The sequence below is a fragment of the Pseudomonas allii genome (genome assembly GCF_055380095.1).
On record NZ_AP039450.1, the window covers coordinates 5,244,203 to 5,270,253 of the forward strand.

Genomic DNA, 26,051 nt, shown 5'->3' on the forward strand with positions numbered 1-26,051 from the left:
GGCTTTTCCTGCTTGAGGGTTTCCTGTGCGTTCATTGTTCTGGCGCATCCTGGCCAGTTTCTGGCTGGCCATCGCCTTGGTTGCCGGGTTGTCGATCCTGCTTGGGCATATGCTCAATCAAGATGCCTGGATTCTCAGCCGTCACCCCGGCCTCAACAACCTGGCCGAAGAGTGGACCCAGCTCTACGAAACCCAGGGCGAGGACGCTGCCCAGGATTTGCTGCAACAGCGTAAACGCCAGTACCACATCGACGTGCAAGTGCTGAACGAAAGCGGCGAGCCGGTGGTGCGGGGCACCTTTCCACGCCGCGCCGCGGCCTTCGAAGCCCGCCAGAACGATAGCAAGGACGGCCACCTGCCGTGGCGGCGCCTGACCGCCGAGTACACCAGCGACAAGACCGGTGACACTTACCTGTTGATCTACCGCATCCCGCACCCGGAACTGGACGAATGGCATCGCAGCAGCCTGACATGGCCGTTGAGCGCATTGGTCATCGCCTTGGTGGTGCTGACCCTGTTCAGCCTGTTCGTCACGCTGTCCATCACGCGCCCCTTAAGCCGACTGCGCGGCGCCGTGCATGACCTGGGGCAAGCCACCTACCAGCAAAACAGCCTGGCGCAGTTGGCCAACCGACGCGATGAATTCGGCGTGCTGGCCACCGACTTCAACCGCATGGGCGCGCGCCTGCAAAGCCTGATCGGCAGCCAGCGCCAGTTGCTGCGCGACGTGTCCCACGAGCTACGCTCGCCGCTGGCCCGCCTGCGCATCGCCCTGGCCCTGGCCGAACGCGCCAGCCCCGAAGAACGCGAAAAACTCTGGCCTCGCCTGACCCGCGAGTGCGATCGCCTGGAGGCACTGATCAGCGAGATCCTGGTACTGGCCCGCGTCGATGCCGATAACGCCAGCGCCGAAGACGTCGACCTGAACCTGTTGCTCAAGACCTTGCAAAAAGACGCACAGCTCAGCGCGCCGGACCAGGTGGTGCAACTCACCACCGACACCGAACTGCACCTCAAGGGGTGGCCGACCATGATCGAACGGGCAGTGGATAACCTGCTGCGCAACGCCCAGCGCTTCAACCCGCCGGGCGAGCCGATCGAGTTACACGCCCACCTTCACGGCGAGCATATTGTGATCAGCGTGCGCGACCACGGCCCCGGCGTTGACGCCGAACATCTGAGCCAATTGGGCGAACCGTTCTACCGCGCCCCAGGCCAGACCGCACAGGGCCACGGCCTGGGCCTGGCGATTGCCCGTCGCGCCGCCGAGCGCCATGGCGGCAGCCTGGTCCTGGCCAATCATGCCCAAGGCGGTTTTATCGCGAGTATCGACCTGCCGCTGGAACCTGGGATTGTCACACCGGCCTGATCATCTTCTATAGTGGCCCTTCTCTTATGGAGGGCCTTTGATGACTGACCTGCTGACTCCCATCCAAGCCGCACTCGATCTACCGCGCACGCCGCTGACCAGCACCGAAGCCGGCGCCCTGCCCTCGGCCTTCGCCGTCACCGACCTGGCCGTTGCCAGTATCGGCGCCGCTGGCCAGGCCGTGGCCCAGTTGATCCTGCAACAGACCGGGCGACTGCCCGGCGTCAGTGTAGATCGGCGACTCGCGTCCTTCTGGTTCTCGTCTTCGATTCGTCCGGTAGGCTGGGAGACGCCGCCGCTGTGGGACCCGGTGGCCGGTGACTACGCCAGCGCCGATGGCTGGATTCGCCTGCACACCAACGCACCCCACCACCGCGCCGCCGCCGAACGGGTACTGGGCAAGGTGGCTGATCGCATCGCGATGGCGAATAAAGTTGCCGCTTGGAACGCCGCCGAACTGGAACAGGCGATTGTCGATGAAGGCGGTTGTGCCGCGCAGATGCGTACCTGGCACGCTTGGCAAACCCACCCTCAGGGCCTGGCCGTCAATGCCGAGGCACTGGTGCAGCGCCAGACCTTTACAACCTCCCTCGAAAAACCCTGGCTCGGCTCGGTGGCGCGGCCACTGGCGGGCTTCAAGGTATTGGACCTGACCCGCGTGCTGGCCGGCCCGGTGGCCAGCCGTTTTCTTGCAGGGTTGGGTGCGGATGTATTGCGTATCGACTCGCCGACCTGGAACGAGCCCGGCGTGGTGCCGGAAATGACCCTGGGCAAACGCTGCGCCCGCCTGGACTTGAAAAACGCCCAAGACCGCCAGGTTTTCGAACGCCTGCTCAGGGAGGCCGACATCCTGTTCCACGGTTACCGCGCCGACGCCCTGGAACTGCTGGGTTACAGCGCCAGTGAACTGCAAACCCTCGTCCCCGGCCTGATCGACGTAAGCCTCAACGCCTACGGCTGGAGCGGCCCGTGGCGCAATCGCCGGGGTTTCGACAGCCTGGTGCAGATGAGCAGCGGGATTGCCACCGCGGGCATGGCCTGGAAACAAGCGGACAAACCGGTGCCGCTGCCATTGCAGACGCTGGATCACGCCACCGGGTATTTGATGGCGGCCAGTGCGATTCGGGCCTTGAGCGAAAGATTGAAATACGGCCGTGGTGGATCGGCGCGGTTGTCGTTGGCGCGGACGGCGAAGTTGCTGGTGGACGCCGGACAGATGCCGCAGCAGCCGGGATTGCGGGCCGAGCAACCGAGCGATCAAGGCCGGGTAGTGGAACAGACGGCCTGGGGCCAGGCGCATCGATTGTTGCCGCCGGTGACTATCAGCGGCACGCCGTTGCAGTGGGATCTGCCGGCTGGGGAACTGGGTTCGCACCGGGCGCAGTGGTGATCCGACTATCGCCATCGGGGGCAAGCCCCCTCCCACATTTTTGGATGTTGTTCACAAATCAAACTGTGGGAGGGGGCTTGCCCCCGATGAGGCCAGTACCGTCACTATCAATCCACGCGTTGCAACGACGTCCACAAATGCTGCGCCGCATACGCCCTTAGCGGTCGCCACGCCTCGGCCCGCGCCAGCAACTGCCGCGCCGACACCGGCCCGCCTTCCAGCGCCGCCAGCGCATTGATCAAGCCGATATCCCCTGACGCAAACGCATCCGCCTCGCGCATCTGGCGCATGGCGATGTACTGCGCTGTCCAATCGCCAATCCCCGGCAACGCCACCAGTCGCGCCACGCCCTCCTTGAGGCAGGCCTTGGGTTCGAACAACCCAGGGTCATCCAGCAACGCCTGCGCGACGCCGGATAAGGTCCGCCCACGTGCCTTGGGCATGCCCAGTGTGGCCAGGTCCGCCGCCGCCAGCACCTCGGGCGCGGGGAACACATGGGTGATACCGGCGTACGGCGTCTCAAGCAGTTGGCCATACTGCGCCACCAACTTGCCCGCCAGGCGAATCGCCGCCACCACCGTAATCTGCTGGCCCAGCACCGCACGAATCGCCAGTTCCAGGCCATCCCAGGTGCCCGGTACGCGCAGGCCCGGACGGGCCGCGACCAACTGCGCCATCAAGGGGTCCGTCGCCAATTGCGGGTTGATCCGTTGTGGCTGGGCGTCCAGATCAAACAGGTTGCGCAAGCGCCGCTCGATCTGGGGCAGCGCCGCCGCATCCGCAAAATCCACCGCGACGTCCAACCAGTCCCCCGCGCCCGGCGCAACGCTGATCCAGCCATGCCGCCCACCCAAGCTGATGCTGCGCCGGTAAACGCCGGCCTCCACGGTCTCCAGCCCCGCAATCGCCCGCGCCGACAGAAACCCCACCATCGCCGCCCAGTCATAAGGCGGCTGATACGCCAGTCTCACAACGACAATACCCCACTGTACAGCCCATACGCCGCCAGCCCGGCGCCGGTGATCACGCAGCTGAAAATGCCTTTTTCCATGTGGGTAAACAAGGGCTGGCGCTGCTCACGTTTGACGAGGGCAAACAGGATCACCCCCGGTGCATACAACAGCGCCGACAGCAGCAGGTATTTCAAGCCCCCGGCGTAGAGCAGCCACACGGCGTAGCCGAGGGCAATCAGGCCCACCAGCAGATCCTTCATGCGCTGGCCGTGGGCGTCTTCGTAGGTTTCGCCGCGCCCGCTCAACAGCACGGCATACGCCGCCGACCACAGGTAGGGCACCAGGATCATCGACGAGGCCAGGTAAATCAGGGTGGTGTAGGTGCTGTGGGAAAACAGGGTGATCACCAGGAAGACCTGGATCATCACATTGGTCAGCCACAACGCGTTGACCGGCACCTGGTTGGCGTTTTCCTTTTTCAGGAATGCCGGCATGGTCCTGTCATGGGCCGTGGCGTAGAGGATTTCCGCACAGAGCAGCGCCCAGGACAGCAACGCGCCGAGCAGCGACACCGCCAGGCCGATACTGATCGCCATCGCCCCCCAGGGGCCGACGATATGTTCCAGCACACCGGCCAGGGACGGGTTCTGCAATTGCGCCAGTTCCGGCTGGCTCATGATCCCCAGGGACAGCACGTTCACCAGCACCAGCAAGGCCAGCACGCCGAGAAAACCGATCACCGTGGCGCGGCCCACGTCCGAGCGTTTCTCGGCCCGCGCCGAGTACACGCTGGCGCCCTCGATACCAATAAATACAAACACAGTGACCAGCATCATGTTGCGCACCTGGTCCACCACATTGCCGATGTTTGGGTTGCCCAGGCCCCAGATATCGCGGGTGAAGATATCTGCCTTGAACGCCACGGCGGCGATCACGATAAACATCAGCAGCGGCACAATCTTCGCCACCGTGGTGATCTGGTTGATGAACGCCGCCTCCTTGATCCCGCGCAACACCAGGAAATGCACCGCCCAGAGCAACAACGATGCGCAGCCGATCGCCACCGGCGTGTTGCCCTGACCGAACACGGGGAAGAAGTAACCCAGGGTGCTGAACAGCAACACGAAGTAACCGACGTTGCCCATCCACGCGCTGATCCAGTAGCCCCAGGCCGACGAGAACCCCATGTAGTCACCGAACCCGGCCTTGGCGTAGGCATACACGCCCGAATCCAGTTCGGGCTTGCGATTGGCCAGGGTCTGGAACACGAAGGCCAGGGTCAGCATGCCGACCGCGGTGATCGCCCAACCGATCAACACGGCCCCCACCTCGGCGCGTGCGGCCATGTTTTGCGGCAAGGAAAAAATCCCGCCGCCGATCATCGAGCCCACCACCAGGGCAATCAGGGCACCAAGTCGCAGTTTCTGGGCCGGTTGAGACATGAACACTCCTGAATGAACAACAACTTGAGCTGACAACTGTGCACTCGGCTAATTAACTCAGCGAGTGTAGCGTTTATTAGTGAAGGCGATAAAACCAGGAGGCTCATAACGCAATCGCATGTCAGGCATTCGAGTTTAGTCTTATTTAGAATTTAAATACCGGATTGTCTGACAGTTCGCGAAACGCCTTTCGAAAAGTTTGCATATTCAAGAATACGGTCTAGCTTAAAACCTCCATAGCGCTGACTAAATGATTAACCGAAAGGAAAGAATGGCTCTGCGTCAATACTTTCCGAGGATTCTTATCGCCCACGAATTTCCAGCCTAAGTCATTAATTCACAATGGAATGTGCCAATGAAGTGATCTGAGTCAGCTGTTTGATTAGCGCACGGATTTATTCTGTGGTCTCTCTTCTCCTGCATTGGAGTTATGCGATGTCTGAATCTCCCGGAAAACTTCGACTTGGCGCACTGGTTGCACTTGTCGTGGGCTCGATGATTGGCGGCGGGATCTTCTCACTGCCGCAAAACATGGCCGCCAGTGCCGATGTCGGCGCGGTATTGATTGGTTGGGTGATTACCGCCATCGGCATGTTGACCCTCGCCTTTGTGTTCCAGACCCTCGCCAACCGCAAGCCCGACCTCGACGGTGGCGTATACGCCTACGCCAAGGCGGGCTTCGGCGATTACATGGGGTTCTCGTCCGCCTGGGGTTACTGGATCAGTGCGTGGCTGGGCAACGTCGGTTACTTCGTGTTGCTGTTCAGCACCCTGGGTTACTTCTTCCCCATTTTCGGCGAAGGCAACACGCCGGCTGCGGTGATCGGTGCCTCGGTGCTGCTCTGGGCCGTGCACTTCCTGGTGCTGCGCGGCATCAAGGAAGCGGCGTTCATCAACCTAGTGACCACCGTCGCCAAGGTCGTGCCGCTGGTGCTGTTCGTGCTGATTGCGCTGTTCGCCTTCAAGCTGGATATCTTCACCGCTGACATCTGGGGCGTGAAAAACCCCGACCTGGGCAGTGTGATGAACCAGGTGCGCAACATGATGCTGGTCACCGTGTGGGTGTTCATCGGCATCGAAGGCGCGAGCATCTTCTCGTCCCGTGCGGAAAAACGCTCCGACGTGGGCAAGGCCACCGTGATCGGCTTTATCACCGTCCTGCTGTTCCTGATGCTGGTGAACGTGCTGTCCCTGGGGATCATGACCCAGCCGGAACTGGCCAAGCTGCAGAACCCGTCGATGGCCGCCGTGCTGGAGCATGTGGTGGGCCACTGGGGCGCGGTGCTGATCAGCGTCGGCTTGATCATCTCGCTGCTGGGGGCGTTGCTGTCGTGGGTGCTGCTGTGTGCGGAGATCATGTTCGCCGCCGCCAAGGACCACACCATGCCGGAGTTCCTGCGCAAGGAGAACGCCAACCACGTACCGGCCAACGCCCTGTGGCTGACCAACGCCATGGTGCAGATATTCCTGGTGATCACGCTGTTTTCCGCCAGCACTTACCTGTCGCTGATCTACCTCGCCACCTCGATGATCCTGGTGCCCTACCTGTGGTCGGCGGCCTACGCGTTGCTGCTGGCGGTGCGCGGTGAGACCTACGAAAACGCCATTGCCGAGCGCAAGAAAGACCTGTTCATCGGCGGTATCGCGCTGGTCTACGCGGTCTGGCTGCTCTACGCCGGCGGCGTCAAATACCTGCTGCTTTCCGCCCTGCTGTATGCCCCCGGCGTGATCCTGTTCGCCAAGGCCAAGCATGAACTGGGCAAACCGATTTTCACCAACGTCGAGAAGCTGATTTTCGCCGCAGTAGTCATTGGCGCCCTGGTGGCGGCCTATGGGCTCTACGACGGCTTCCTGACTCTGTAATTCTGACTGGAGGATCTGTAATGACCACGGAAAAAGTGAAGTACGGCGTACATTCCGAAGCCGGCAAACTGCGCAAAGTCATGGTGTGCTCCCCAGGTTTGGCCCACCAGCGGCTGACCCCCAACAACTGCGATGAACTGCTGTTCGATGACGTGCTGTGGGTGGCCCAGGCCAAGCGCGACCACTTCGACTTCGTCACCAAGATGCGCGAGCGGGACATTGATGTGCTGGAAATGCACAACCTGCTCACCGATATCGTCGCCATCCCCGAAGCGCTGGACTGGATCCTGGAGCGCAAGATCACCGCCAACACGGTTGGCCTGGGCCTGGTCGACGAAGTCAGCTCCTGGCTGCGCAGCCTGGAGCCACGCAAGGCCGCCGAGTTCCTCATCGGTGGCGTCTCGGCCGATGACCTGCCGAGCCAATTCGGCGGCAAGACCATCGAAATGTTCCGTGACTTCCTCGGCCATGCCAGCTTCATCCTGCCGCCGCTGCCCAACACCCAGTTCACCCGCGACACCACCTGCTGGATCTACGGCGGCGTGACGCTCAACCCGATGTACTGGCCGGCGCGACGCCAGGAAACCCTGCTGGCCTCGGCCATCTATAAATTCCACCCCGAGTTCACCAACGCGGACTTCCAGATCTGGTACGGCGACCCCGACCAGGAGCACGGCGCCGCCACCCTGGAAGGCGGCGACGTGATGCCGATCGGCAACGGCGTGGTACTGATCGGCATGGGCGAGCGCTCATCCCACCAGGCCATCGGCCAACTGGCGCGCAACCTGTTCAAGAACAAGGCGGTGGAACGCGTGATCGTCGCCGGCCTGCCGAAGTCCCGCGCGGCGATGCACCTGGACACCGTGTTCAGCTTCTGCGACCGCGACCTGGTGACCGTCTTCCCCGAAGTGGTCAACCAGATCGTGCCCTTCACCCTACGCCCGGATGAGAGCAAGCCAAACGGCATCGACATCCAACGCGAGAAAACCAACTTCCTCGAAACCGTCGCCGCAGCCCTCAACCTCAAGGCACTGCGTGTGGTCGAGACCGGCGGCAACAGCTTCGCCGCCGAGCGCGAACAGTGGGATGACGGCAACAACGTGGTGGCGGTGGAGCCTGGCGTGGTGATCGGCTACGACCGCAACACCTACACCAACACCCTGCTGCGCAAGGCCGGCGTGGAAGTCATCACCATCAGCGCCGGTGAGCTCGGCCGGGGCCGTGGCGGCGGCCACTGCATGACCTGCCCGATCATCCGCGACCCAATCGACTACTAAGGAGATTCCATCATGGCTTTCAACATGCGCAACCGCAGCCTGCTGTCGCTGATGCACCACACCACCCGCGAGCTGCACTACCTGCTGGACCTGTCCCGCGACCTCAAGCGTGCCAAATACACCGGCACCGAGCGTCCGCACCTGCAAGGCAAGAACATCGCGCTGATCTTCGAAAAAACCTCGACCCGCACCCGCTGCGCGTTCGAAGTGGCGGCCCATGACCAGGGCGCCCACGTCACCTACATCGACCCGGTGTCGTCGCAGATCGGCCACAAGGAAAGCATGAAAGACACCGCCCGCGTGCTCGGGCGCATGTTTGATGCGATCGAGTACCGTGGCTTCGAGCAGGAAATCGTCGAAGAGCTGGCCAAGTTCGCCGGCGTGCCGGTGTTCAACGGCCTCACCGCCGAATTCCACCCGACCCAAATGATCGCTGACACCCTGACCATGCGCGAGCACAGCGACAAGCCGCTGCATGACATCAGCTACGCCTACCTGGGGGATGCGCGCTACAACATGGGCAATTCGCTGCTGATGATCGGCGCCAAGCTGGGCATGGACGTGCGCATCGGCGCGCCTAAAGCGCTGTGGCCGCACGCGGACTTCATCAAGCAATGCCAGGCGTTTGCCGAAGAAAGCGGCGCACGTATCACCATCACCGAGGACCCGAAGGAAGCGGTGAAAGGCGTGGACTTCATCCACACCGATATCTGGGTGTCCATGGGTGAGCCGGTGGAAGCGTGGGACGAGCGCATCGAGCAACTGCTGCCGTACCAGGTCAACGCCAAGATGATGAAAGCCTCGGGCAACCCACGGGTGAAATTCATGCACTGCCTGCCGGCGTTCCACAACAGCGAAACCAAGGTGGGCAAGGACATCGCCGCGCGGTATCCAAACCTGGCCAATGGCGTGGAAGTGACTGAGGAGGTGTTTGAGTCGCCCGCCAACATCGCGTTTGAGCAGGCGGAAAACCGCATGCATACCATCAAAGCGATTCTGGTGTCGGCACTCGCAGATATCTAAAGTCAACACGGTCAAATGTGGGAGGGGGCTTGCCCCCGATGGCGGCGCATCAGTGACAGATTTTTCGACTGGCACACTGCAATCGGGGGCGAGCCCCCTCCCACATTTTGTCCGGTGTTCACAACGCTGAATTCTAGAAGGATTGCATTATGCGCATCGTCGTAGCCCTGGGCGGCAACGCCCTGCTCCGCCGTGGTGAACCCATGACCGCGGACAACCAACGCGCCAATATCCGCATCGCCACTGAACAGATCGCCAAGATCCATGCCGGCAACGAGCTGGTGATCGCCCACGGCAATGGCCCGCAAGTCGGCCTGCTGTCGTTGCAGGCGGCGGCCTACACCCAGGTGTCGCCGTACCCGCTGGACGTGCTCGGCGCCGAGACCGAAGGCATGATCGGCTACATCATCGAACAGGAACTGGGCAACCTGCTGGACTTCGAAGTGCCCTTCGCCACCCTGCTCACCCAGGTGGAAGTGGATGCCAAGGACCCCGCCTTCAAGAACCCGACCAAACCCATCGGCCCGGTGTATTCCAAGGCCGAAGCGGAGAAACTCGCTGCCGAAAAAGGCTGGGCCATTGCGCCGGATGGCGACAAGTACCGCCGCGTGGTCGCCAGCCCACGGCCCAAACGCATCTTTGAAATCCGCCCGATCAAGTGGCTGCTGGAAAAAAGCGCTATCGTGATCTGCGCTGGCGGTGGCGGCATCCCGACGATGTATGGCGAAGACGGCAAGCTGCGCGGGATTGAGGCCGTGATCGACAAAGACCTGTGTTCCTCGCTGCTGGCCTCGCAACTGGAGGCCGATCTGCTGGTGATCGCCACCGACGTCAACGCGGCCTTCATCGACTACGGCAAGCCGACCCAGAAAGCCATCGGCCAGGCCCACCCCGACGAAATGGAAAAACTCGGCTTCGCCGCCGGCTCCATGGGGCCCAAGGTCCAAGCGGCCTGCGAGTTCGCCCGCAAGACTGGCAAAACCGCCGTCATCGGTTCACTCTCGGACATCGAAGCCATCGTCCAGGGCAGCGCCGGTACACGCATCAGTACGGCAACACCTGGCATCACCTATCTGTGAAGTAGAGGAGAGACGCCTATGGCCACCTTTGAACCCGGTCACTTGCATGTTGAACGTCACGCACTGAATGCCCAGGACTACAGCTACAACCTGTGCATCGACTACGAAGTCAGTCAGGACCCAAAGGAAGGCAAGGGCATGCTGTTCAAGCTGCATGGCTCGGTGCAGGGCAAGGACCTCAAGGAAGAGTTTTTCCTGCCCAAGGACCAGGCGTTCGACTTTGCGCGGCATGCGATGAACATCGCGCAGAAGTATGGGATGCCGAAAGTCGCGGTGTTGAACGGCTCGATGCACAAGCAGTACGACTTGATGTTCGAGGATGTGCGGCATCAACTGGATGTGAAGGCCGGGGACCCGATCAAGCCGGAACACCTGGAATAACTGGCACAACTCTGCTCCAACTGTGGGAGGGGGCTTGCCCCCGATAGCGGTGCATCAGTTACAAATTGGCTGACTGACACACCACTATCGGGGGCAAGCCCCCTCCCACATTTTGATCTCCACCCTCTGCAAGGCATACTTGCCGCCTCTCGCTCCCCAGAATCGTTAGCGCCCCATGCGTATCCACGTCAGCTTCATCGACCGCGTCGGCATCACCCAGGAAGTCCTGGCCCTGCTCGGTGGGCGCAATCTCAACCTGGATGCGGTGGAGATGGTGCCGCCCAACGTCTACATCGACGCGCCGACCCTTAGCGCCGACGTACTCGAAGAGCTGCGCGACGCGCTGTTCAGCGTGCATGGCGTGCAGGCGGTGACCGTGGTGGACATCCTCCCCGGCCAACGCCGCCACCTGCAACTCGACGCCCTGCTGGCCGCCATGACCGACCCGGTGCTGGCGCTGGACAGCGCGGGCAAGATCCTGCTGGCCAACCCGGCGCTGATCGCCCTGTACGGCCGCGAACCGGCCGGCGAAAGCATCAGCGAACTGTTCAACGACCCGGCGTTGCTGGACACCTTGCTGGAGCACGGCTTCCGCCTGCCCCTGCGCGAGATCAGCGTCAACGGCCAGACCCTGCTGCTCGACGCCACGCCGATCACCGACGCCGGCGCCCTGCTCACCCTGTACCAACCCAACCGCATCGGCGAACAACTGTCGGCGTTGCACCATGACCACGCCGAGGGCTTTGACGCGTTGCTGGGCGAGTCGCCGGTAATCCGCACCCTCAAGGCGCGCGCGCAGCGGGTGGCGGCGCTGGATGCGCCGCTGTTGATCCAGGGCGAGACCGGCACCGGCAAGGAATTGGTGGCGCGTGCATGCCACGCCATCAGTGCCCGCCACAGCGCGCCGTTCCTGGCCTTGAACTGCGCGGCGCTGCCGGAAAACCTCGCCGAAAGCGAACTGTTCGGCTATGCACCCGGTGCCTTTACCGGCGCGCAACGCGGTGGCAAGCCGGGGCTGATGGAGCTGGCCAACCAGGGCACGGTGTTCCTCGATGAGATCGGCGAGATGTCGCCGTACTTGCAGGCCAAGCTGCTGCGTTTTCTCAATGACGGCAGCTTCCGGCGTGTCGGTGGCGACCGTGAAGTGAAGGTCAATGTGCGCATCCTCAGCGCCACCCACCGCGACCTGGAGAAGATGGTCAGCGAAGGCACCTTCCGCGAAGACCTGTTCTACCGCCTCAACGTGCTCAACGTCGAAGTGCCGCCGCTGCGTGCACGCGGCCAGGACATCCTGTTGCTCGCCCGCTATTTCATGCAGCAGGCCTGTGCGCAGATCCAGCGTCCGGTCTGCCGCCTGGCGCCCGGCACTTACCCGGCGCTGCTGGGCAACCGCTGGCCAGGCAACGTGCGCCAATTGCAGAACGTGATCTTCCGCGCCGCCGCCATCTGCGAAAGCAGCCTGGTGGACATCGGCGACCTCGACATCGCCGGCACCTCGGTAGCCCGCCAGAGCGACGGCGAAATCGACAGCCTGGAACAGGCGGTGGAAGACTTCGAGCGCAACCTGCTGGAAACCCTCTACACCAGCTACCCCTCGACTCGCCAACTGGCCAGCCGGTTGCAGACGTCCCATACGGCGATTGCCCATCGTCTGCGCAAGTACGGCATTCCCACCAGCAAGCCCTGACTGGCTGCGTCGCTGGAGGTCAAATGTGGGAGGGGGCTTGCCCCCGATTGCGGTGGGTCAGTCAACTCATTGCCAACTGCCGCTATCGGGGGCAAGCCCCCTCCCACATTGACCGCACTCCACACATTGACCGCCTTCCGGTTTTGGTCTGAGAACGACATCGGCTGTACTGAAAGCGCTACAGCGTAACGATATCGCTACAACCCTGTTTTTTGCGCGCCATGCAAGGCTTTGATCCACATAGGCTTTTTTTCACAGGCCTAACTGTAGCGAAATCGCTACAGCCAAAAATACATATCGTCATAACTGTTTTATCAAACCATTGATTTATAAAGACTTAATGACGTTGGCCGCGATATTGCTAAGCAACTCCCCATTATTCCAATCCCGTCCACCAGACGAATCTGGCCCTGAGGAGTTTCCATGAGCGAGTTGCGTTTCACTGAAGATCACGAATGGCTGCGCGCCGAAGCTGACGGCAGCGTCACCGTGGGTATCACCGCTTTCGCGCAGAACGCGCTGGGTGATGTGGTTTTCGTGCAACTGCCGGAGTTGCAGGCCTACGACAAGGGCGCCGAAGCGTCCACCGTGGAATCGGTCAAGGCCGCCAGCGGCGTGTACATGCCGCTGGACGGGGAAGTCCTCGAAGTGAACGACAAGCTCGATGGCAGCCCGGAACTGGTCAACGAAGACCCGATGGGCGAAGGTTGGTTCTTCCGCTTCAAACCGGCCGATGCCGGGGCAGTCGCTAAACTGTTGGATCAGGACGCGTACGACCGCCTGATCAAAGCCAACGCTGAAGCTTGAGGAGCGCGCCATGACTGTTAATCTCACCACCGCCAACGAATTCATCGCCCGCCACATCGGCCCGCGCCAGGAAGATGAGCAGCAGATGCTCGCCAGCCTGGGCTTCGACTCCCTGGAAGCCCTGAGCGCCAGCGTGATCCCGGAGAGCATTAAGGGCACCAGCGTGCTCGGCCTGGAAGACGGCCTGAGCGAAGCCGAGGCCCTGGCCAAGATCAAGGCCATCGCCGGCAAGAACCAGTTGTTCAAGACCTACATCGGCCAGGGCTACTACAACTGCCACACGCCTTCGCCGATCCTGCGCAACCTCCTGGAAAACCCGGCCTGGTACACCGCCTACACCCCGTACCAGCCCGAAATCTCCCAAGGCCGCCTGGAAGCGCTGCTGAACTTCCAGACCCTGATCAGCGACCTCACCGGCCTGCCGATCGCCAACGCCTCCCTGCTCGACGAAGCCACCGCCGCCGCCGAAGCCATGACCTTCTGCAAGCGCCTGAGCAAGAACAAGGGCAGCAACGCCTTCTTTGCCTCGATCCACAGCCACCCGCAGACCCTCGACGTGCTGCGCACCCGTGCCGAGCCGTTGGGCATCGACGTGGTGGTGGGCGATGAGCGTGAACTGACCGACGTCAGCCCGTTCTTCGGCGCCCTGCTGCAATACCCGGCCAGCAACGGCGACGTATTCGACTACCGCGCACTGACCGAGCGTTTCCACGCCGCCAATGCCTTGGTAGCCGTGGCCGCCGACCTGCTGGCCCTGACCTTGCTGACCCCGCCGGGTGAGTTCGGCGCCGATGTAGCCATCGGCAGCGCACAACGCTTCGGCGTGCCGCTGGGCTTTGGTGGCCCGCACGCGGCGTACTTCTCCACCAAGGATGCGTTCAAGCGCGACATGCCGGGCCGCCTGGTCGGTGTGTCCGTCGACCGTTTCGGCAAGCCGGCCCTGCGCCTGGCCATGCAGACCCGCGAGCAACATATCCGCCGCGAGAAAGCCACGTCGAACATCTGCACCGCCCAGGTATTGCTGGCCAACATCGCCAGCATGTACGCCGTGTACCACGGTCCCAAGGGACTGACCCAGATCGCCCAGCGCGTGCATCAGCTCACCGCGATTTTGGCCAAGGGCCTGACCGCCCTGGGCCTGACCGTCGAACAAGCCAACTTCTTCGACACCATCACCCTGAATACCGGCGCCAACACCACCGCCCTGCACGACAAGGCCCGCGCCCAGCGCATCAACCTGCGCGTGGTGGACGCTGAGCGTGTTGGTGTGTCGGTGGACGAAACCACCACTCAGGCCGATATCGAAACGCTGTGGTCGATTTTCGCCGACGGCAAAGCCCTGCCGGACTTCAACGCCAGCGTTGAGAGCACCCTGCCGACCGCCCTGCTGCGTCAGTCGCCTGTGCTCAGCCACCCGGTATTCAACCGCTACCACTCCGAAACCGAGCTGATGCGCTACCTGCGCAAACTGGCCGACAAGGACCTGGCGCTGGACCGCACCATGATCCCGCTGGGCTCATGCACCATGAAGCTCAACGCCGCCAGTGAAATGATCCCGGTGACCTGGGCCGAGTTCGGTGCCCTGCACCCGTTCGCCCCGACCGAACAAAGCGCCGGCTACCTGCAACTGACGTCCGAACTGGAAGCGATGCTCTGCGCGGCGACCGGCTACGACGCGATCTCGCTGCAACCGAACGCAGGTTCCCAGGGTGAGTACGCCGGCCTCTTGGCCATTCGTGCCTACCACCAGAGCCGTGGCGAAGAACGCCGCGACATCTGCCTGATCCCGTCTTCGGCCCACGGCACCAACCCGGCGACCGCCAACATGGCCGGCATGCGCGTGGTTGTCACTGCGTGCGACGCCCGTGGCAACGTCGACATCGAAGACCTGCGTGCCAAGGCCATCGAGCATCGCGAGCATCTCGCCGCGCTGATGATCACCTACCCGTCCACCCACGGTGTGTTCGAAGAAGGCATCCGCGAAATCTGCGGCATCATTCATGACAACGGCGGCCAGGTGTACATCGACGGCGCCAACATGAACGCCATGGTCGGCCTGTGCGCTCCGGGCAAGTTCGGCGGCGACGTGTCCCACCTGAACCTGCACAAGACCTTCTGCATTCCTCACGGCGGTGGCGGCCCGGGTGTTGGCCCGATTGGCGTCAAGTCGCACCTCACGCCGTTCCTGCCGGGCCACGCAGCCATGGAACGAAAGGAGGGCGCGGTGTGCGCGGCGCCGTTCGGCAGCGCAAGCATCCTGCCGATCACCTGGATGTACATCAGCATGATGGGCGGTGCGGGCCTCAAGCGCGCTTCACAGCTGGCGATTTTGAACGCCAACTACATTTCCCGTCGCCTGGAAGAGCACTACCCCGTGCTGTACACCGGCAGCAACGGCCTGGTGGCCCACGAATGCATCCTGGATTTGCGCCCATTGAAGGACAGCAGCGGCATCAGCGTCGATGACGTGGCCAAGCGCCTGATCGACTTCGGCTTTCATGCGCCAACCATGTCGTTCCCAGTCGCGGGCACGCTGATGATCGAGCCGACCGAAAGTGAATCCAAGGAAGAACTGGACCGTTTCTGCAACGCCATGATCGCCATCCGCGAAGAAATCCGCGCGGTGGAAAACGGCACTTTGGACAAGGACGACAACCCTCTGAAAAACGCCCCGCACACGGCCGCTGAACTGGTGAGTGAGTGGACGCACCCGTACACCCGCGAACAGGCGGTGTACCCCGTGCCGTCGTTGATCGAGGGCAAGTACTGGCCGCCGGTGGGGCGTGTCGACAACGTGTTTGGTGATCGCAACCTGGTGTGTGCGTGCCCTTCCATCGAGAGCTACGCGTAACCAAGAGATCAACTCGGTCCCCTGTGGGAGGGGGCTTGCCCCCGATTGCAGTGGGTCAGCCAGCTAATCTGTAGCTGACCCACCGCTATCGGGGGCAAGCCCCCTCCCACACTGACCGCGTCAAATAATAAGAAACCGGAGAACAACCATGTCCCTTAGCGTGTTCGACCTGTTCAAGATTGGCATAGGCCCCTCCAGCTCCCACACCGTCGGCCCGATGCGTGCGGCTGCTCGATTCGTCGAGGGCCTCAAGCGTGACAACCTGCTGGGCACCACCATCTGCGTCAAGGTGGAACTCTACGGCTCCCTGGGCGCCACCGGCAAAGGCCACGGCAGCGACAAAGCCGTGCTGCTGGGCCTGGAAGGCGAACACCCGGACACCGTGAATACCGAAACCGTGGCAACACGCCTGGCGCAGATGCGCAAGGACGGCCACCTGAATCTGCTCGGTGAACACCGCATTGCGTTCAACGAGAAAGAACACCTGGCGCTGATTCGCAAACCCCTCGCCTACCATCCCAACGGCATGATTTTTCGTGCCTTCGACGCCGCCAATATCCAGATCCGCAGCCGCGAGTACTACTCGGTCGGCGGTGGTTTTGTGGTGGACGAAGACGCCGCCGGCGCCGACCGGATTGTCGAAGACGCCACGCCCCTGACCTTCCCGTTCAAGCACGCCAAGGACTTGCTGAGCCATTGCACCACCTATGGGCTGTCCATCAGCCAGGTGATGCTGACCAATGAAAGCGCCTGGCGCCCGGAAGCGGAAACCCGCGCCGGCCTGCTGAAAATCTGGCAGGTGATGCAGGACTGCGTGGACGCCGGTTGTCGCAAAGAAGGGATTCTGCCCGGTGGGTTGAAGGTCAAGCGGCGCGCGGCGGCCCTGCATCGCCAGTTGTGCAAGAACCCGGAGTCGGCGTTGCGCGACCCGTTGTCGGTGCTCGACTGGGTCAACCTCTACGCCCTGGCGGTCAATGAAGAAAACGCCAACGGCGGGCGCGTGGTCACAGCGCCCACCAATGGCGCGGCCGGGATCGTGCCGGCGGTGCTGCATTACTACATGCGTTTTATCCCCGGCGCGAATGAAGACGGCGTGGTGCGCTTCCTGCTCACCGCCGCCGCCATCGGCATTCTGTACAAGGAAAACGCCTCGATCTCAGGGGCCGAAGTCGGCTGCCAGGGCGAGGTCGGCGTGGCCTGCTCCATGGCCGCCGGTGCGTTGTGCGAAGTGTTGGGCGGCAGCGTGTCCCAGTTGGAAAACGCCGCCGAAATCGGCATGGAACACAACCTCGGCCTGACCTGCGACCCGATTGGCGGCCTCGTGCAGGTGCCCTGCATCGAGCGTAACGCCATGGGCTCGGTCAAGGCGATCAACGCAGTGCGCATGGCCTTGCGCGGCGATGGGCAGCACTTTGTGTCCCTCGACAAGGTCATCCGCACCATGCGCCAGACCGGCGCCGACATGAAAAGCAAATACAAAGAAACCGCCCGTGGCGGTTTGGCGGTCAACATTATCGAGTGCTGACGCCTAAAAGCGCGCCAGCACGTTTTTCAGGAGCTGAATATGTCCACCGAAACCCTGTTGAAAACTCCTCTGCACGCCCTGCACCTCGAACTGGGTGCACGCATGGTGCCCTTCGCCGGCTACGACATGCCGGTGCAATACCCGCTGGGCGTGATGAAGGAACACCTGCACACCCGTGATCAAGCCGGTTTGTTCGACGTGTCCCACATGGGCCAGATCCGCCTCACCGGTGCCAACGCCGCCAAGGCCCTGGAAACCCTGGTGCCGGTCGACATTATCGACCTGCCGGTGGGCATGCAGCGTTACGCGATGTTCACTAATGACCAGGGCGGCATCCTTGACGACCTGATGGTGGCCAACCTGGGCAACGACGAACTGTTCCTGGTGGTCAATGCCGCCTGCAAGGACCAGGACCTGGCGCACCTGCGCCAGCATATCGGCGACCAGTGCACCATCGAGCCGCTGTTCGAAGAGCGTGCATTGCTGGCCCTGCAGGGCCCGGCCGCGGTCAAGGTGCTGGCGCGCCTGGCACCGGAAGTCACCAAGATGACCTTCATGCAGTTCGCCCCCCTACGCCTGCTGGGCGTGGACTGCTATGTCAGCCGTTCAGGCTACACCGGTGAAGACGGCTTCGAAATCTCCGTACCTGCCGCCAATGCCGAAAGCCTGGCGCGCAGCCTGCTGGCCGAGACCGAAGTACAGGCCATCGGCCTGGGTGCCCGCGATTCGTTGCGCCTGGAAGCCGGCCTGTGCCTCTACGGCCACGACATGAACACCGACACCACCCCGATCGAGGCCAGCCTGTTGTGGGCTATCTCGAAGGCCCGGCGTGCCGACGGTGCGCGTGCCGGTGGCTTTCCCGGTGCCGACTCCATCTTCACCCAGCAGCAAGCCGGCGTGAGCCGTAAACGTGTAGGCCTGTTGCCACAGGAGCGCACGCCCGTACGTGAAGGCGCGGAGATAGTCGACGCAGACGGTACCGTGATCGGCAGCGTGTGCAGCGGCGGTTTCGGCCCGACCCTCGGCGGCCCGCTGGCCATGGGTTACCTGGACAGCGCATTCATCGCACTGGATACCGAAGTCTCTGCGTTGGTACGTGGGAAAAAGGTGCCACTTCGTGTAAGTAAAATGCCATTTGTGCCACAACGTTACTATCGTGGCTGATTGACTGTTTCTATAAGTAACGAGGTTGCGTTATCGTGCACTAATCTGTAACGCAACCGCCATAAAACAGTGCACTACCGATAGTCTGCACTAGAGCGATTAACCTATAACAAGTGATCAACTCTATCGAATAAGTCGAATCCACACTATTCACCCAAGTGTCATGATCCCCAGCAAAACCTGGGCTTTTGGCAGGGCTTGTTTTTTCTCTATTAGTTGGCGTAGAGTTTGCCCACTGTGTTTGCATGGGTCGCTTGGAACCTGGACCTGGGCAGTAGCTGAAGAAGTCCGCTACAACCCGTTCGACGTCTCTTACTTTCCTGCAACCCAGCCCAGTACTCTTTCATGCGAAAGGGGCTGTCATTAATTTTTAGCGTCAAGGAAATAAGAAAATGGCTGATCGTCAGAGCGGTACCGTCAAGTGGTTTAACGACGAGAAAGGGTTTGGTTTTATCACTCCAGAAAGCGGTCCGGATCTGTTCGTACATTTCCGCGCTATCCAGGGCAACGGCTTCAAGACCCTGAAAGAGGGCCAGAAAGTGACCTTCCTAGCTGTGCAAGGCCAGAAAGGCATGCAGGCTGACGAAGTACAAGCAGAAGGCTGATCCTTCCTGCGACAAAAAGCCCCTGATGGTGACATCAGGGGCTTTTTTATGTGCGTTTGCTCGTAAAATGGCTTTTTTCATAAGAGAGCCCTGCCATGCCGAAACCCCTGCTGAGCCCCCAAGGCGAATTCCCCGCCGTTGGCCTGGGCCGTCGCCTGGCAGCGATGTTCTACGATTTCCTGCTATGCACCGCACTGCTGATCGTCACGGCGTTTATCTACAAGCTGATCTGGATCGCATTTGTCGGTGAAGCCAGGATGCGCACCCTCACAGAGTCCGGCGCACTGGATGGCGACCCGTTGTTGTCGACGATCCTGTTATTTGTGCTGTTTGGCTTCTTCGCCAAGTTCTGGACTCATTCCGGCCAGACCCTGGGCATGCAGGTGTGGGGCGTACGCGTGCAGAACGCCGACGGCTCGCGGATCAGCCTGTGGCAGGCGCTGTTGCGCTTCGTGGTATCGATTGCGTCATGGTTGTGCGTGGGGCTGGGGTTTATCTGGTCGCTGTTTGATAAGCGCAAACGCAGCTGGCATGACATCTATTCGAACACGCAGTTGGTGCGGATTCCCAAGCAGAAGAAGTAGCCTTCTGCCTATTGGATATCAAAATGTGGGAGGGGGCTTGCCCCCGATAGCACTGTGTCAGTCACAGGTGTATTAACTGATCCACTGCTATCGGGGGCAAGCCCCCTCCCACATTTTTTACCGCGTTCGACTATGCGTTGCCAGCCAACTTCAGGCGCGCAGCCTGAGTAAAGTCCAGCATGCGCTTGAGCGGACGTACTGCCTGCGGGATCACCGAAGGCTCGACGAATATCTCGTTACTCCCCTCACGCAGGCACTGCAACGTGCGCTCCAGCGTGTTCATCGCCATCCACGGGCAGTGCGCGCAACTGCGGCACGCCGCGCCGTTACCGGCGGTAGGCGCTTCGACGAAGACCTTGTCGGGGCACAGCTGCTTCATCTTGTAGAAGATGCCGCGGTCGGTGGCGACGATAAAGGTTTTATTCGGCAGGCGCTGGGCCGCCGCAATCAGCTGGCTGGTCGAGCCTACGGCATCCGCCAGTTCGATCACCGAGGTCGGCGATTCCGGGTGCACCAGAATGGCTGCATCCGGGTACAGCGCCTTCATGTCTTCCAACTGCTTGGATTTGAATTCTTCGTGGACGATGCAGGCGCCGTCCCACAGCAGCATATCGGCACCGGTCTGGCGCTGGATGTATGTGCCCAGGTGCTTGTCTGGCCCCCAGATGATCGTCTCGCCGTTGTCCATCAGACTTTCGACGATTTCCAGCGCGCAGCTTGATGTCACCACCCAATCCGCCCGGGCTTTGACCGCCGCCGAGGTGTTGGCATACACCACCACGGTGCGCTCGGGATGCTGGTCGCAAAACGCCGAGAACTCATCGACGGGGCAGCCCAGGTCCAGGGAGCAGGTGGCTTCCAGAGTGGGCATGAGGATGCGTTTTTCAGGCGTGAGGATCTTGGCGGTCTCGCCCATGAAACGCACACCGGCGACCAACACGGTCTTGGCCGGGTGAGCGGCGCCGAAGCGGGCCATTTCCAGGGAGTCGGAGACACAGCCGCCGGTTTCTTCGGCCAGGGCCTGGATCACCGGGTCACAGTAGAAGTGGGCAACCAGCACCGCATCCTGAGCCTTGAGCTCGGCGGCGATGGCAGTGCGCAGGCTCGCCTCTTCATCGGCGCTGAGGGCCTTGGGCTGCTTGGCGTCGAGGTGGGCTTGAACCAGAAGGCGTTCGGAAATTTGCGTCATGTTCGCAAGACCTGCAGGCGCAGTTGCGCGAAAGTCGAGTGTACCACCGGCTCTGGAGCCCTTCGGGCGCCGCCGGACGAAGTGATTGTGTTCATCAAGCACTGGTTAAGGTGAAGCTCGGCAAGGCTACAGAATATCGAATGGTTTCAAAAGCCTAATCTGGTACTCGCCTGCGCCTTCGTGGAGCAAAAAAAAGGAAACCCCGCTTGGGGTTTCCCGCCTTTACTGCTGGTTGCTCATCAAAAACGGTAAGTTACCGAACCACCAAACCCGTTGGCGCTGTTTTCATACTTGGCGTCGTAGGTCAGGCCAACCTGGGAAAGGTTCTGCCGCACCTTGATCGGCTCTTCCTTGAGGTAGGAATACGCCACATCGAAGGTCAGGTTATCGACCGGCGTCCAGCCAGCACCCAGGCTGAAAACGGTGCGGTCCCCCGTGGGAATCCGCACGGAGCGGTCGGTGTTGTTGGTAGGCGTCTGGTCCACTGAGAAACCGGTTCGCAGTACGAGTTCTTTGTTGACACGATAGGCCGCACCGATCGCGTGGGACCAGGTGTCATGCCAGTGCTGCTGCTCTGTGATTGAGCCCAGGCCACCGAATTGCGCAGTGAGGTCGGAGACTCCATCGTTATTGATGGTGATCTTTTTCAACTGACTCCAGCGGGTATAGGTGCTGCCAAGGTACAAGGTCCAGTCGTCATTCAGTTGATGGGTTACCGAGAAATCCACCGATGACGGCGTGGTCACGTCCAGGCTGGCGTCATACTTCTGCGGCCCACCGTCGAAGGCATCGGAAATCAAGCCGGAGGCATGGGTCTTGCCGCTGAGGTGGTAGACCACCTGCGAGTGGTAGGTCACACCGATGCGCGTGCTCTCAAGAGGCTGCACCAGGATACCGGCGTTGAACCCGGTGGCGTTGTCGTCACCTTTGACTTTCACACTTTCGCCGGCGCCGCCACCCAGCGGCACATTGGAATCCAGCTCGCCGCTGATGCGGTTGAAGGTCGGGCCAAAGCCCACCGACACTTTATCGCTGAAGGCATAGCTGACCGTCGGCTGCACGGTGATGACCTGGACCTTGCTCTTATTGCCAAAGCCGTTGCCCTGGAAGCTGTGTTCATAGTCGGTCACCAGCCCGAACGGCGCGTAGATGCCCAGGCCGAACGCCCAGTGCTCGTCAATGGGCGTGACCAGGTAGCCCATCGGCACGGCAATGCCGGGCACCATATCGCCTTTGTTGGTACCAGGGTTGTCGGCACCAAACTGCGTGGAACTGGCGTCCTTGATGTTGGATTTGGCATCGAGGTAAGTCGCGCCGAGGCTGACTTCATTCTGCTTCAGGCGCGACATGCCGGCAGGGTTGCCGAACACCGTGCTGGCGTCTTCGGCGGAGGAGGAACGACCAGCATAGCCCGTGCCCATTGAACTGATGCTTTGTTCATTGAGCGCGAAACCACCGGCGAACAACGGGGTTGAGGCAAGGGAAACGGCGAGCGCCAAGGCGCCTTTAAGAGTTTTGTTATTCATTATTAGGACTCGAATTGTGGGGCAGCGATGGGGAAGCTACCAACGTTCGAGCGGAGAGTTTATGAAGAGTTTTTCATACGCAGGATTGTCGGACAATTCTATGTATTTCAAAGACTTTGATTGTTTTTTCGTCTCCAGTAATAACCTGAAAACCCGATTGTGACCCATGGGTTTCGGCGATAGCATCTGCCTCGCGCAGATGTAAAAAAGCCCCAGGTTTTTCATTCGCCTGGGGCTACTGGGTTTTCAAACAGACAAAAAAAAACCCGGAAATCCTCACTTGCGTGGGCCTTCCGGATTTTCTAAACCGCCAAAAATGGTGGGTCGTGTGGGATTCGAACCTACGACCAATTGGTTAAAAGCCAACTGCTCTACCAACTGAGCTAACGACCCGCTGTGTGGTGGCGCGTATAATACTGATTTCTAAGGATTATTCAACACCTTATTTGAAATAAATCAGAAATAACGCGTTGGGTCAGTAATTCCGGCGGCTTGGAAGCCTTCTGCACGCAGTCGGCAGCTGTCACATTTCCCACAAGCACGGCCGTCATCGTCTGCCTGGTAGCAGGAAACAGTCAGCGAATAATCGACGCCAAGTCCTACACCAGCCTTCACGATGTCGGCCTTGCTCAGGTTTTGCAGCGGCGCCAGGATACGGAAGCCTTGCCCTTCTACACCGGCCTTTGTCGCCAGGTTGGCCATGCGCTCGAACGACTCGACGAATTCTGGGCGGCAATCCGGGTAGCCGGAATAATCCACCGCGTTGACGCCGATAAAGATATCGCGGGCGTTGAGCACTTCTGCCCAGCCAAGGGCGAGGGACAGGAACACGGTATTACGCGCTGGCACGTAAGTCACCGGGATGCCTTCGCCGGGGGTTTCCGGCACATCGATGCTGCTGTCAGTGAGGGCTGAGCCGCCGATGCCATTGAGGTTCAAGCCGATAACCTTGTGCTCGACCACGCCCATGTCACGGGCGACGCGGGCCGCAGCGTTCAGTTCGGCGCGGTGACGCTGGCCGTAGTCGAAGCTCATGGTGTAGCAGGCATAACCTTCAGCTTGTGCCATCGCTACCACGGTTGCCGAGTCGAGGCCGCCGGACAGCAGGATTACCGCGCGTTTTTGATCAATCATTGGTTCAGTCATTTCAGCGTCCTGGCTCGTCGTTCCAAAGGTATTTATGCAACTGTAATTGCAGGCGCACCGGCAGATTGTCCGCAACCACCCAATCGGCGAGGTCACGTGCGTTCAGGTCATGGTGGCTGGGTGAGAACAGCACTTCGCCTGCGCGGCGGTCCAGCCCGTATTGAATCAGCTTGGAGTTTGCCCAGTCGTAATCGTCACGGGAGCAGATAACAAACTTGACCTGGTCGTTGGCTGTCAGCAGCTCAATGTTCTCGTAGCGGTTGCGATGCGATTCCTTGGAATCGGGGGTCTTGAGGTCGACCACTCGGCTTACACGGGGGTCAACTGCAGAGATATCCAAGGCGCCACTGGTTTCCAGGGAAACCTCGTAACCGGCGTCACACAGCTGTTTGAGCAATGGGATGGCGTTGGGCTGGGCCAGCGGCTCACCGCCGGTCACACAGACGTAGCGCGGCTTGTAGCCGGCAACCTGCTCCAGGATATCATCGAGGGTGCGCACCGTGCCGCCGCTGAAGGCGTAGGCGCTGTCGCAGTACTGGCAACGCAAGGGGCAACCGGTCAGGCGCACAAATACTGTGGGCAGGCCGGCCGTTCGCGTTTCACCCTGCAACGAGTAAAAAACTTCGGTAATACGTAATGTGTCTTGCATAGTCGCCACGGGCGTAACAGCTAAACAGGCTGTCCGCCTCCGTCAGGCACTTTGAGGGATCCCGCCAACGCGTAGACCCCAAAAAGCGTGTTTCATAAAAGGGCGTGGATTCTAACGAAAAAACCCGCGCCAGGCGCGGGTTTCTTCTAAACGGGCAAACATCGCTTACAAGCGCTGCAGATCCCGTTGGGCCAACTGGGCAGCGGAAGTCCCCGGATATTGGGCCACCACCTGTTGCAGAATGCCTTTGACCTTGTCGGTATGACCCAGGCGGCGTTCTACGTCAGCGAGTTTGTACAGCGAATCCGGCACTTTGGCGTGCTTGGGGTACAGCTGACTGACCTTGGCAAATGCCTGGCCCGCGCCCTGTAGATCACCCTTTGCCAGGTTGACTTCACCCAACCAGTATTGAGCGTTGCCCGCATATTGGCTGTTCGGGTATTTACGCAGGAAAGCGGTAAAGGCCTGGCTGGCCTTGTCGAAATCCTTGGCTTTGATCAGGTCGAAGGCTGCATCGTAATACAGCTTTTCCTTCGCCGGATCACCCGGTTCGCTGCTCGCGGCAGGGGCTTGGCTGGCAGCTGCCCCTGCTGCTGCACCGGCAGCAGCGCTAGGCGCGCCACCGGCAGAAGAATTATCAGGAGTTGCGGCAGGTTGAACGCCGGCTCCAATACGTTGATCAAGATCCTTGTAACGCTCCAGGCCTTCTTGCTTAAGCTGGTTCACCTGGTTTTGCAGTACTTCAATAGCGCCTTGCTGCTGCGCGATTTGATCCTGCATGCGTTGCAGCTGGTTGAACAGTTCGCCCTGTGCCGAGGGAGCGGACGTAGCCGCTCCCCCCGCATAGGCGCCGTTCGTGCCATAACCCGCTGGCGGATAACTGCTCCCGCTATTGTTATAGCCAGAGTTGCTATCTTCCACAGGAACCGCAGCCCACACCGCAAGCGGTGCGAGGCTGAGAGCCAATACAGTCAGAGCACGACGGCACGTTCGCATGACGAATTACTTACGCAGTTCGACGCGACGGTTTTGAGCCCAGGACTGCTCGTCGTGGCCAGTAGCAACTGGACGCTCTTTACCGTAGGAAACCAGTTCCAGTTGGCCTGGAGCAACACCTTGCAGTACCAGGTAGCGCTGAACGGCTTTCGCACGACGCTCGCCCAGTGCCATGTTGTACTCACGAGTACCACGTTCGTCAGTGTTACCTTCCAGAACAACGCGAGCGCCGTTAGCTTTCAGGTCCTTCGCGTGAACGTCCAGAGCGCGCATGGCTTCTGGTTTCAGGTCCGAACTGTCGTATTCGAAGTAGAAAGTGGTGATAGCGCGCAGAGCAGCTTCTTCGCTCAGGGAGCCGTCAACCGCACCAGTGTTAGCGCCGTAACCAGCGTTTGGATCAACAGCTGCGCCTTCACCGGCATTGTCGCCGCCTTTAGACGAGCAACCAACGGCTACGGACAGAGCCAGAGCCAGAGCAGCAAACTTACCAAACTTCAGCATTTCCATCGTGAAACTCCTAATGAACCCCAGTGTGTTAAGCAAAT

The 26,051-nt window shown here is 60.9% G+C and carries 22 protein-coding genes and 1 tRNA gene; 14 read left to right on the plus strand and 9 right to left on the minus strand.

The features are described 5' to 3' along the window. Nucleotides 1-25 precede the first annotated feature (25 nt). Nucleotides 26-1,369, plus strand: a complete 1,344-nt coding sequence (locus ACZ445_RS24005) for a sensor histidine kinase (RefSeq protein WP_058423248.1) — start codon at nucleotides 26-28, stop codon at nucleotides 1,367-1,369. Between the two features lie 40 nt (nucleotides 1,370-1,409). Further along, the gene (locus ACZ445_RS24010; protein WP_464707649.1) at nucleotides 1,410-2,759 is read left to right on the plus strand and encodes a CoA transferase; all 1,350 of its coding nucleotides are present in this window, start codon (nucleotides 1,410-1,412) and stop codon (nucleotides 2,757-2,759) included. Between the two features lie 107 nt (nucleotides 2,760-2,866). Here ACZ445_RS24010 and ACZ445_RS24015 read toward each other — a convergent pair whose 3' ends face one another. Together ACZ445_RS24015 and arcD (ACZ445_RS24020) are read right to left on the minus strand one after the other, a co-directional pair. After that, nucleotides 2,867-3,730 carry a DNA-3-methyladenine glycosylase family protein gene (locus tag ACZ445_RS24015; protein ID WP_058423250.1) on the minus strand — a complete coding sequence of 288 codons (864 nt, stop codon included), beginning with the start codon at nucleotides 3,728-3,730 and terminating at the stop codon, nucleotides 2,867-2,869. Then, nucleotides 3,727-5,154: an arginine-ornithine antiporter gene (gene arcD / locus ACZ445_RS24020; protein ID WP_464707650.1), complete on the minus strand. Its 1,428-nt coding sequence runs from the start codon at nucleotides 5,152-5,154 to the stop codon at nucleotides 3,727-3,729. The genes ACZ445_RS24015 and arcD (ACZ445_RS24020) overlap by 4 nt, the downstream gene beginning before the upstream one ends. Nucleotides 5,155-5,589: 435 nt before the next feature. On the opposite strand from arcD (ACZ445_RS24020), the gene arcD (ACZ445_RS24025) reads away from it, so the two are divergent. From arcD (ACZ445_RS24025) to ACZ445_RS24080, 12 genes are all read left to right on the plus strand, one after another. After that, entirely contained in the window at nucleotides 5,590-7,017 is a 1,428-nt protein-coding gene (gene arcD / locus ACZ445_RS24025; protein WP_058423252.1) for an arginine-ornithine antiporter, read from the plus strand. 20 nt (nucleotides 7,018-7,037) lie between these two features. After that, nucleotides 7,038-8,294 (plus strand): arginine deiminase, encoded by a 1,257-nt coding sequence (arcA, locus tag ACZ445_RS24030; RefSeq protein WP_464707652.1) that lies wholly within the window; start codon nucleotides 7,038-7,040, stop codon nucleotides 8,292-8,294. Nucleotides 8,295-8,306: 12 nt separating this feature from the next. After that, a complete protein-coding gene (locus ACZ445_RS24035) occupies nucleotides 8,307-9,317 on the plus strand; it encodes an ornithine carbamoyltransferase (RefSeq protein WP_058423254.1) in 1,011 nt (336 codons plus the stop codon). 149 nt (nucleotides 9,318-9,466) lie between these two features. Continuing rightward, on the plus strand, nucleotides 9,467-10,396 hold the full coding sequence (gene arcC, locus ACZ445_RS24040; protein WP_310863295.1) for a carbamate kinase: 930 nt from the start codon (nucleotides 9,467-9,469) through the stop codon (nucleotides 10,394-10,396). An 18-nt stretch (nucleotides 10,397-10,414) separates the two neighbouring features. Then, complete coding sequence (locus ACZ445_RS24045; protein ID WP_058423256.1) at nucleotides 10,415-10,777, plus strand: DUF5064 family protein; 363 nt, start codon at nucleotides 10,415-10,417, stop codon at nucleotides 10,775-10,777. Between the two features lie 175 nt (nucleotides 10,778-10,952). After that, nucleotides 10,953-12,464, plus strand: coding sequence for a sigma-54-dependent transcriptional regulator (locus ACZ445_RS24050; protein ID WP_058423257.1), 1,512 nt, complete (start codon nucleotides 10,953-10,955; stop codon nucleotides 12,462-12,464). 423 nt (nucleotides 12,465-12,887) lie between these two features. After that, entirely contained in the window at nucleotides 12,888-13,271 is a 384-nt protein-coding gene (gene gcvH, locus ACZ445_RS24055; RefSeq protein WP_010208126.1) for a glycine cleavage system protein GcvH, read from the plus strand. A gap of 10 nt (nucleotides 13,272-13,281) precedes the next feature. After that, on the plus strand, nucleotides 13,282-16,122 hold the full coding sequence (gcvP, locus tag ACZ445_RS24060; RefSeq protein WP_464707653.1) for an aminomethyl-transferring glycine dehydrogenase: 2,841 nt from the start codon (nucleotides 13,282-13,284) through the stop codon (nucleotides 16,120-16,122). Nucleotides 16,123-16,270: 148 nt separating this feature from the next. Next, nucleotides 16,271-17,647, plus strand: a complete 1,377-nt coding sequence (locus ACZ445_RS24065; protein ID WP_464707654.1) for an L-serine ammonia-lyase — start codon at nucleotides 16,271-16,273, stop codon at nucleotides 17,645-17,647. A 39-nt stretch (nucleotides 17,648-17,686) separates the two neighbouring features. Further along, the gene (gcvT, locus tag ACZ445_RS24070) at nucleotides 17,687-18,811 is read left to right on the plus strand and encodes a glycine cleavage system aminomethyltransferase GcvT (protein WP_058423260.1); all 1,125 of its coding nucleotides are present in this window, start codon (nucleotides 17,687-17,689) and stop codon (nucleotides 18,809-18,811) included. Between the two features lie 392 nt (nucleotides 18,812-19,203). After that, complete coding sequence (locus tag ACZ445_RS24075; protein WP_058423261.1) at nucleotides 19,204-19,416, plus strand: cold-shock protein; 213 nt, start codon at nucleotides 19,204-19,206, stop codon at nucleotides 19,414-19,416. 95 nt (nucleotides 19,417-19,511) lie between these two features. Next, nucleotides 19,512-20,000, plus strand: a complete 489-nt coding sequence (locus tag ACZ445_RS24080) for an RDD family protein (RefSeq protein WP_058423262.1) — start codon at nucleotides 19,512-19,514, stop codon at nucleotides 19,998-20,000. A 130-nt stretch (nucleotides 20,001-20,130) separates the two neighbouring features. Here ACZ445_RS24080 and nadA read toward each other — a convergent pair whose 3' ends face one another. From nadA to pal, 7 genes are all read right to left on the minus strand, one after another. Next, on the minus strand, nucleotides 20,131-21,189 hold the full coding sequence (gene nadA / locus ACZ445_RS24085; protein ID WP_058423263.1) for a quinolinate synthase NadA: 1,059 nt from the start codon (nucleotides 21,187-21,189) through the stop codon (nucleotides 20,131-20,133). Nucleotides 21,190-21,428: 239 nt separating this feature from the next. Then, on the minus strand, nucleotides 21,429-22,715 hold the full coding sequence (locus ACZ445_RS24090) for an OmpP1/FadL family transporter (protein ID WP_058423264.1): 1,287 nt from the start codon (nucleotides 22,713-22,715) through the stop codon (nucleotides 21,429-21,431). Between the two features lie 317 nt (nucleotides 22,716-23,032). Beyond that, a tRNA-Lys gene (locus ACZ445_RS24095) sits at nucleotides 23,033-23,108 on the minus strand. A gap of 63 nt (nucleotides 23,109-23,171) precedes the next feature. After that, the gene (gene queC / locus ACZ445_RS24100) at nucleotides 23,172-23,846 is read right to left on the minus strand and encodes a 7-cyano-7-deazaguanine synthase QueC (protein ID WP_058423303.1); all 675 of its coding nucleotides are present in this window, start codon (nucleotides 23,844-23,846) and stop codon (nucleotides 23,172-23,174) included. A 16-nt stretch (nucleotides 23,847-23,862) separates the two neighbouring features. After that, a complete protein-coding gene (gene queE / locus ACZ445_RS24105) occupies nucleotides 23,863-24,510 on the minus strand; it encodes a 7-carboxy-7-deazaguanine synthase QueE (RefSeq protein ID WP_058423265.1) in 648 nt (215 codons plus the stop codon). A gap of 165 nt (nucleotides 24,511-24,675) precedes the next feature. Continuing rightward, on the minus strand, nucleotides 24,676-25,506 hold the full coding sequence (ybgF, locus tag ACZ445_RS24110; RefSeq protein WP_058423266.1) for a tol-pal system protein YbgF: 831 nt from the start codon (nucleotides 25,504-25,506) through the stop codon (nucleotides 24,676-24,678). Nucleotides 25,507-25,512: 6 nt separating this feature from the next. Then, complete coding sequence (gene pal / locus ACZ445_RS24115; protein WP_003209827.1) at nucleotides 25,513-26,013, minus strand: peptidoglycan-associated lipoprotein Pal; 501 nt, start codon at nucleotides 26,011-26,013, stop codon at nucleotides 25,513-25,515. Nucleotides 26,014-26,051 lie beyond the last annotated feature (38 nt).